This window comes from uncultured Campylobacter sp., from assembly GCF_938045595.1.
Lineage (GTDB): Bacteria > Campylobacterota > Campylobacteria > Campylobacterales > Campylobacteraceae > Campylobacter_B.
Genome location: NZ_CALIBB010000207.1, coordinates 1 through 7584, shown reverse-complemented (window position 1 = coordinate 7584; position 7584 = coordinate 1). Strand labels below are relative to the sequence as shown.

The following is a 7584-nucleotide window of genomic DNA, read 5'->3' as shown; positions in this document are numbered from 1 at the left end:
TCGTGTGGAGCTGGCAGTTTGCCGCGCCGAAAAATTTTATAAAATCGCTACTCATTTAGGGCTTTGGTAAAAAATTTCTCGACCTCGTCCATTCGCTTTTGCAGCAGTTTTTCGTTTTTGCCCTCGATTAAGAGGCGGATAACGTTTTCGGTGCCGGAGTAGCGAAAGAGCGAGCGGATCTTGTCCGCTTTAAGGCTTGTTTCAAGCTCCTTTAGCCCTTTTAATTTTTCAAGCGGCTTTTTATCCGAAATTTTTAAATTCTTTAAAATTTGCGGATAGGGCTTAATCATCCCCGAAAATTCGCTTGCCTTCTTTTTCATATCCAGCATGCAGGCGGCGAATTGCAGCGCGCTTGCGATGCCGTCGCCCGTTTTGGCGTAATCGCCAAAGATCACGTGCCCGCTCTGCTCGCCGCCGAAATTTGCGCCTAGTTCGTGCATCGTCTCAAGTACAAATTTATCGCCTACATTGCAGCGATGAAGCGCAATGTCGTGTTTAGCTAAAAAATCCTCCAGCGCAGAATTACTCATCACTGTGGCTACCATTTTATTGCCTGCTAAGCGATTTTTTCCTTTCAAATAGACTGCTAAAATTCCAAGTAGTGCGTCTCCGTGGATGATCTCGCCGTTTTCGTCCACGACTACGAGTCTGTCGGCATCTCCGTCAAAGGCAAAGCCGACATCGGCGCGTAATCTTTTGACCTCCGAGGCTAAATTTTGCGGACTTAGCGCACCGCAAGCATCATTAATATTTTTGCCGTTAGGTTCGTCGCCGATGACGATAGTTTCGGCTCCCAGCTCATTAAATACGGTAGGTGCGACCCTGTAGCTTGCTCCGTTTGCGCAATCAAGCACGACGCGAAGCCCGTGTAGTGTCTTTTGCTTCGGGAAGGAATTTTTAATATGCACGATGTATCTGCCGATGACGTCGTCCACGCGCTTTGCGGCGCCGATTTGCATCATTTTGGTGCGCGCCTCAGAGATGAGCTCGTCGCTGAAATAAATTTTTTCGATCTGCGCTTCCTCTTTTTCATCGAGTTTAAAGCCTTCGCTGTTGAAAAATTTAATGCCGTTGTCGTAGTATGGATTGTGGCTCGCGCTTATCATGATGCCCGCGTCGCAGCGCATATCCTCCGTAAGAAAGGCAATCGCAGGAGTAGGCATAGGACCGATCTGGCGGACGTTGTAGCCCACCGAGGTAAGACCCGCAACGATCGCGGTTTCTATCATATAGCCGCTTCTGCGGGTATCTTTGCCGACTAAAATCATATTCGTAACGGAATTTTTCCTAAAATAAATTCCCGCTGCCATCGCTACGCGCATCGCAAGCTCGGCGGTCAAAAATTCTCCCGCTTTGCCTCGTACGCCGTCCGTTCCGAAAAGTTTCATTATCAAATCCTCAATTCAAATAAATTTTTCTTATTCTAGCAAAAATTTTGTATAATTATCATTTATCAAACAAATTTTTAAGGAGCCAGTGCTTGAGAGGAATCATCAAAACGCATCTCGATCAAAAACAATACGGTTTTATAAAAGGCGATGACGGCAAGGATTACTTTTTTCGTTATTCGTCATTTGATGATACGGATAAAAATAAAATATGTGAAAAAATTCTGGTAGATTTTGATCCAAAAGCAACGCCAAAAGGATACGTAGCCACAAAGATACAAGTGGTAGGTAAAGGAGCTGTAGGTTATACATCACCTGATAAATTTCTCTGTAGTGCAACGGATAAATTTAGAGATTTTGAAATTCTTGAATTTTCTAAATGGATGGTAATGGGTAGCTCTAGGAATCCTGACGAAGCGAAAGAAGATATGATTAATCGAGCTAAAATGATTGGAGCAAACGCACTTGTAAAAGTAGAATACTTTCGATCCACGGGGGAAGAAACGAGCGACAGCGGAAGAGGAACGCATTATTTTACTATACACAATTGTAAGGCAATAGCGGTTAATATAGGCAAAAAAGTAGTTGATGGCGATATGATTGATGATTTTATTTGTATTGATAAAAAAGCCGCTTATTTAAAAAGTAAGCTTGTTGCACAAACAAAAAAGGCTAAATTGTATAGGTTGCTATTTTGGATAGTAGTATTATGCATGTCTTTAAGTTTGTATGCGTCTAGTAAAGGAATATTCGCAATTATACTCATCGTTATAGCTTTTAAATTTAGTCATGCTACGGATTATGACTGGTGGCTAGTAAAAATTTAAAAGCGAGCTACTTTTAAATACTACTTAAATTAAGCGTCGATTAAATATTTTTTACGTATAATCGCAGGTTCAAATTTAACCGAAAAGGAACGTTATGGCAAATCACAAATCCGCCGAAAAACGCGCGAGACAAACCATAAAAAGAACGGAGCGAAATAGATTTTATCGCACCAGAGTAAAAAATATCACAAAAGCCGTAAGAGAGGCGGTCGAGAGCAAGGATCTAGACGCAGCGACTCAGGCTCTAAAAACGGCTAATGAAAGCTTTCACAGCTTCGTAAGCAGGGGCTTTTTGAAAAAACAGACCGCGAGCAGAAAAGTAAGCCGCCTAGCCAAACTCGTAAATTCTTTAAAAACCGCCGCGTAAGCGCCCCTTACGCATAAAATTTAAATGCTAGCCGATAAACTAAAGCCTTTTTTGGATCGCTACGACGAGCTTTCGCGCATGCTTAGCGATCCCGCAGTTACCGCAGATATCGCTAATATGACGGCGCTATCTAAGGAGCAGCGCAGTATCGAGCCGATCAAAGAGGCGGCTAGCGAGTATCTTAAAATTTTGAATCAGATCGAAGAAAACAAAGCCCTGCTAAGCGATGCCGATCTGGGCGAGTTAGCCAAAGAGGAGCTTAAAAACTTAGAGACGCAAAAGCCGCAGCTTGAAGAAAAAATCAAAATTTTACTGCTTCCGAAAGACCCCAACGACGATAAGAATATCTTCCTTGAGATCCGCGCCGGTACAGGCGGCGACGAAGCGGCGCTGTTTGCGGGCGATCTGCTCGGCGCGTATCTACGCTACGCCGATCTTCGCGGCTATAAATGCGAGATCGTAAGCACTAGCGAAGGCAGCGTCGGCGGCTATAAAGAAGCGATCTTGCTCGTAAAGGGCGCGGGAGCGTATTCGCGGCTGAAATTTGAAGGCGGCACCCACCGCGTGCAGCGCGTCCCCGAAACGGAGAGCCAGGGCAGGGTGCATACCTCCGCAATCACCGTCGCCGTCATGCCCGAGATCGAGGATAGCGAGATACAGATCAATCCAAATGACCTTCGCATCGACGTTATGCGTAGCTCCGGTCACGGCGGGCAGTCCGTAAATACCACCGACAGCGCCGTTCGCATCACTCACATCCCGACCGGTTTAGTCGTCACTAACCAAGACGGCAAGGACCAACACAAAAACAAAGAGGCGGCGATGAAGGTATTAAAGGCGCGCCTTTACGATATGCAGGAGCAGGAGCGGCTTGAAAAAGAGCGCAAAGATCGCAAGGATCAGGTAGGTACCGGCGACCGCTCGGGGCGAATTCGTACCTACAACTATCCGCAAAACCGCATCAGCGACCACCGCATAAATTTAACGCTCTACCGCCTAGACGCGATCATGGCGGGCGGCTTGTTCGACGAGATCATCGATCCGCTCATCGCGCACTCTCAAGCCGAAGCGATCGCAAACGCGGGCTATTGAGCCTTTTAAAATTTAGACCTTACATCCGCCCGCTTTGCCGAATTTTGCCTCGATCAAAAGCACCAAGATGAAGAAAATTTTTTCGTCGTTAAACTTCGCAAGCTCGCGCAGGCCTTGATCTGCGCTTACAAGCTTGATGCCGTTTGATTTCAAAATCTCAGCGAGCTTGTCCGGCTCAAAGCCCATTTTACCAGCGATCTCTCTGATATTATAGCGCTCGATCGCGCCGATTATGCGATCCATATTGCAAAAACCGGGATTTTTGCGGCTCAAAACCACGTCCAAAAACTCGCTCCAGAGCTTTACGAGCTTCTTTCGCCTTGTGATTATATGCAAGATCGCGACGCAAAGCAGACCCAATCCCGCGATCTTATGCAGGCTCATCCACGCCTCGTCGTATTCGCCGCGCGCAAAGCAGACGCCCGAAAAGCCCAAAATGCAAAGCGCGCAGCCTAGCAACACGATGAGCGCAAATTTATAAACAATCCCCGCTTTAAGCATAAAATCTCCTTGCTTCGTTTTAAAATTTAGCGGCTTAGGCGTAGCGCACGCGAACGCTACGGCGGCGTTACGTCTCGTCGGTCGCCGCTATCGTATCACCTCGGCGTTATTGCGCCGCCCGCACTGCTGCTTCACTTATACGCTCCGCAGATCGCCATCATCGTATCGCGGCGTTTGCGCTGCTTGCACTGCGCTTTACCTACATGCACATCCTGTCGATCGCGGTTGCCATATTGCGGCATTTTATGCTGTCGTCGCCGTCGCTTTGTGCTGCCGATCCGCCGTCACGGCCGTGCTGTTCGCTTCGATCGTCGCGCCGTTACGATGATGATTTGCCCGAGCGAAGGTCATGTCATACGGCGCCGAGTAGGTACGTATTGCCGCGTCTCTCCTCAGCCGCGGCGCTCCGCCCGTGCCGCCGATGTGTTACGCGCCATCCGACGCGCTACCGACTTATCGCGACGCCCACGCATTGCGCCTCTGACGCAGCCCGCTAATTTAGCACGCCGTTACGCTACCGATCGCGGCTCGGTTTAAAATTTTATCTAAGCGGCGTCTCCTCGGCAGATCATCTTGCGTTTAAATTTTACCGACTTAATTTCGCGCAAATCGCGATCGCACGCCGGCTACCGACCTCCAAGCCGCTTGCCGCTGCGTAGTCGTATGGCCCATGACGCCGCCGTGCTGACGACTGCGTGCGAGCGCCTAGCCGCGCAGGTGCCGATGCCCATGTATGCGAACACCGAGCGCCTCGGCTAAATTTTATCGCCGCTTAATATAAACGAGTAATTTTAATAAATCTGGATTTAAAAAGATATGAATTTAAAGGCGAAATCCCTACAGCGTAAAATTTAAACGATGAAATTTAAAGCTCTATCGTCCGCTCAAATATGTCCTCAAGCCCAGTTTGATGCACGATCGCTAGCATGCCGAGCCTCGGCAGATCCGCGCGCAGACCCAGTAGCAGCTCGCGCGCCGAGGTGAGATCGAGCGCGGACGTGATCTCATCAGCAAAAACAAAGCTCGGTTTGTGGTAATGAATACGTGCGAAACTAAGCCGCTGCGCCTCTCCGCCGCTTAAAATTTTAACGTAATCGGCGCGCGAGTTTAGCATGCGAGCAAATTTCTTAAGCCCTACGCGGCGTAAAATTTCTAAAAATTCCGCGTCGTCTGCGCGCGGCGACTGTGGATAGGAAATGAGCTCTTTTAGGCTAAGCGGCGCTAGGTAGGGCTTTTGCGGGATAAACATCACGCCCGTGCGTGGCAGGCTGATCTCGCCGCAGCCGTATCGCCAAAGCCCCGCCGCGTAGCGCAGAGCCGTGCTTTTGCCCGCGCCGCTCTTGCCCCGCAGCATTATAAACTGCGCGGGCGCAAGCTCGAAGCGTAGATCCTCGATCAGCGGCTCGCCCGCAGGCGTGAAGACCGACAAGCCCTCGCAACGAGCGGAATTTTCATTGCTTTGTTTGACGCAAGCACGCAGATTTGCGCTCTCGCCGTCCATGCGCGAGATGAACTCATAGATCCTCTGCACGCTCGCCGCCCACTCCATGATCTGCTTGTAATAGTCCATAAACCACGCAAATCCGTCCTGCACGCTGTAAAACGCCGAGCGCGCCTGCATCATGTCGCCAAAGCTCATCGCGCGCGACAAATACAGCGGCAAGCAGGCAAAGATCGGGATTAAATTCGTGATTTTTAGGTAGCTTGCCGAAAAGCATTCGAGGCGAAATTCCGTATTCATGATGCTGCGCCAGTTTCTCATGATCTCGCCGAAGCTCGCGCGGAAGCGGCCGCGCTCGGCATCCTCTCCGCGCATAAACGCTACGGCTTCTGCGTTTTCGCGCACTAGCAGTAGGTTCGAGCGGTAGTCGGCTTCGGCGCGCTGTTTAGCAAAATTTAGCCCCCAAGCCTGCGCCCGATGAGATGCGTGATCAGCGAGCAAAGCAGCGTATAAAGGAGCGCGACGTAGAGCAAAAAGCCTTCGATCTCAAAGTACATGCCGAAAATTTCAAATTTCAACACCTTCGAGACCTGCCACAAGATCGCAACAAAGGCGATGAGCTTGGCGAGATTGTAGACGAGCGATTTTACGAGATCGACGCTTTTTTGCACGAGCAGCAGGCTGTCCTCGGCGATACGCTGATCGGGGTTGTCTAGCTTTGCAATTGTTTTTGAAATTTCACGATCTGCGCGAGTTTTAGATGAAATTTCATTCTCGCTTGCGCCGCTTTGCCCTGCTGCATTTTGCTTCGCCGTGCTCGGTAAAATTTCAAGCTCCTTTGCGTCTTTATGTAAAGCCGCGCTGTCCGCCTCGGCTGCGGAATACTCTGCGCGCTCGTTTAAATTTTCATCTAAATTTACGTCGCCAGGTTTTTCTAAATTTGATCCGCCCCTGGCGCTGAAATTCCCCTCAAGGCTCGTGCGGTAGAAGTTTGCGTTATATAGCCATTTGCGCTCCATCATCGCGCTTAGCCGCTCGCGCCAGACGATTACGAGCAGTTTGCGAAGCCAGCTGCCACAGACGATGAAAAGCACGATGAGCGCCGTGTAGAGCAAAAACTCGCCCACGAGCGCGGGGATCAGCTCGCCTTTAAGCTCGCTTAGCGCGTCGTAAAAGCGCTTATCCCACGCGTTCATCAGCACGCTGATTTTGATGATAGCGAGGCTAAAACCAAGCGCGAGCAGCAGCAGCGCCCACAGCTTCGCCGCGCCCTTGCCGAACCAGTGCGGACGTAGAATTTCAAAAAAATGCTTTAGCGTTTTCAAATTTTCTCTTTAAATTTTAAAATTTAGCGCCGGTTGCGGCGAGATCGCGGGATTAAATCACGAGATTAAATTTATCGCCCTTGCCCGCATCGCCTGCGATCGCCCGCGCTAATCAATCGCTAATCAACCAAATCGCGAGTTAAATTTTAATCCCGCGGCTTCGTTCAAATTTTACCCGCCTCGCTACGTACTACTTGCGACAAAGCCTGGTCTCGCGCCTCTGCACCCGCTTCATCCGCGCCCTTATGAAGCGCGGAATTTATCCAAGGCCGCGTGCGAGAAGTTCATCCGAGTTCGTATAAGCGCGAAATTCCATCCGCGCCTAATATGTATAATTAAGCGTCAACATAAAATTCCGCGGCTCGCCGTAGTAGTTGTTATGCCCCGCGACGCGATTTTGCGTATTTTGAAAATACTTCTTATCCGTGATGTTTTTAACCGCAAAATTTACGCTAAAGTGCTTGTCGAAATGATAGCCGACGTTCGCGTCCCACAGCGCGTAAGCCTTTTGCGGCGCGGCGTAGTACGCAACGTTTTCGCGATATATCGAAGCGGTTTTGCTCTGATAGCGCACGCCCGTACCCAGGGCGATCTTACGATTTTCGCCGAGCGGAATTTCATAGTTCGTGTAGAGCTTAAACAG

Annotated in this window: 6 protein-coding genes and 1 pseudogene; 3 read left to right on the top strand and 4 right to left on the bottom strand. The window is 49.5% G+C overall.

Annotated features, from left to right (window positions below; all coding sequences use genetic code 11):
* Positions 1-47: 47 nt before the first annotated feature.
* Positions 48-1388, bottom strand: a complete 1341-nt coding sequence (gene glmM, locus Q0340_RS08155) for a phosphoglucosamine mutase (protein ID WP_298082896.1) — start codon at positions 1386-1388, stop codon at positions 48-50.
* Positions 1389-1480: 92 nt separating this feature from the next.
* Here glmM and Q0340_RS08150 point away from each other — a divergent pair, with 92 nt between their 5' ends.
* The 3 genes from Q0340_RS08150 to prfA all read left to right on the top strand — a co-directional run bounded on the left by Q0340_RS08150 (position 1481) and on the right by prfA (position 3674).
* Positions 1481-2215 (top strand): cold shock domain-containing protein, encoded by a 735-nt coding sequence (locus Q0340_RS08150; protein ID WP_298082895.1) that lies wholly within the window; start codon positions 1481-1483, stop codon positions 2213-2215.
* A gap of 94 nt (positions 2216-2309) precedes the next feature.
* The gene (gene rpsT / locus Q0340_RS08145) at positions 2310-2582 is read left to right on the top strand and encodes a 30S ribosomal protein S20 (RefSeq protein WP_291938896.1); all 273 of its coding nucleotides are present in this window, start codon (positions 2310-2312) and stop codon (positions 2580-2582) included.
* Between the two features lie 24 nt (positions 2583-2606).
* Positions 2607-3674: a peptide chain release factor 1 gene (gene prfA, locus Q0340_RS08140; RefSeq protein ID WP_298028237.1), complete on the top strand. Its 1068-nt coding sequence runs from the start codon at positions 2607-2609 to the stop codon at positions 3672-3674.
* Positions 3675-3686: 12 nt separating this feature from the next.
* On the opposite strand, the gene Q0340_RS08135 is transcribed toward prfA, so the two are convergent.
* The 3 genes and pseudogenes from Q0340_RS08135 to Q0340_RS08120 all read right to left on the bottom strand — a co-directional run.
* The gene (locus Q0340_RS08135; RefSeq protein WP_298082894.1) at positions 3687-4175 is read right to left on the bottom strand and encodes a chemotaxis protein; all 489 of its coding nucleotides are present in this window, start codon (positions 4173-4175) and stop codon (positions 3687-3689) included.
* An 868-nt stretch (positions 4176-5043) separates the two neighbouring features.
* A pseudogene (locus Q0340_RS12360) lies at positions 5044-6873 on the bottom strand (SbmA/BacA-like family transporter); the annotation flags it as partial.
* 390 nt (positions 6874-7263) lie between these two features.
* A partial coding sequence (locus Q0340_RS08120; protein WP_298082893.1) for a TonB-dependent receptor occupies positions 7264-7584 on the bottom strand: 321 nt, incomplete at its 5' end.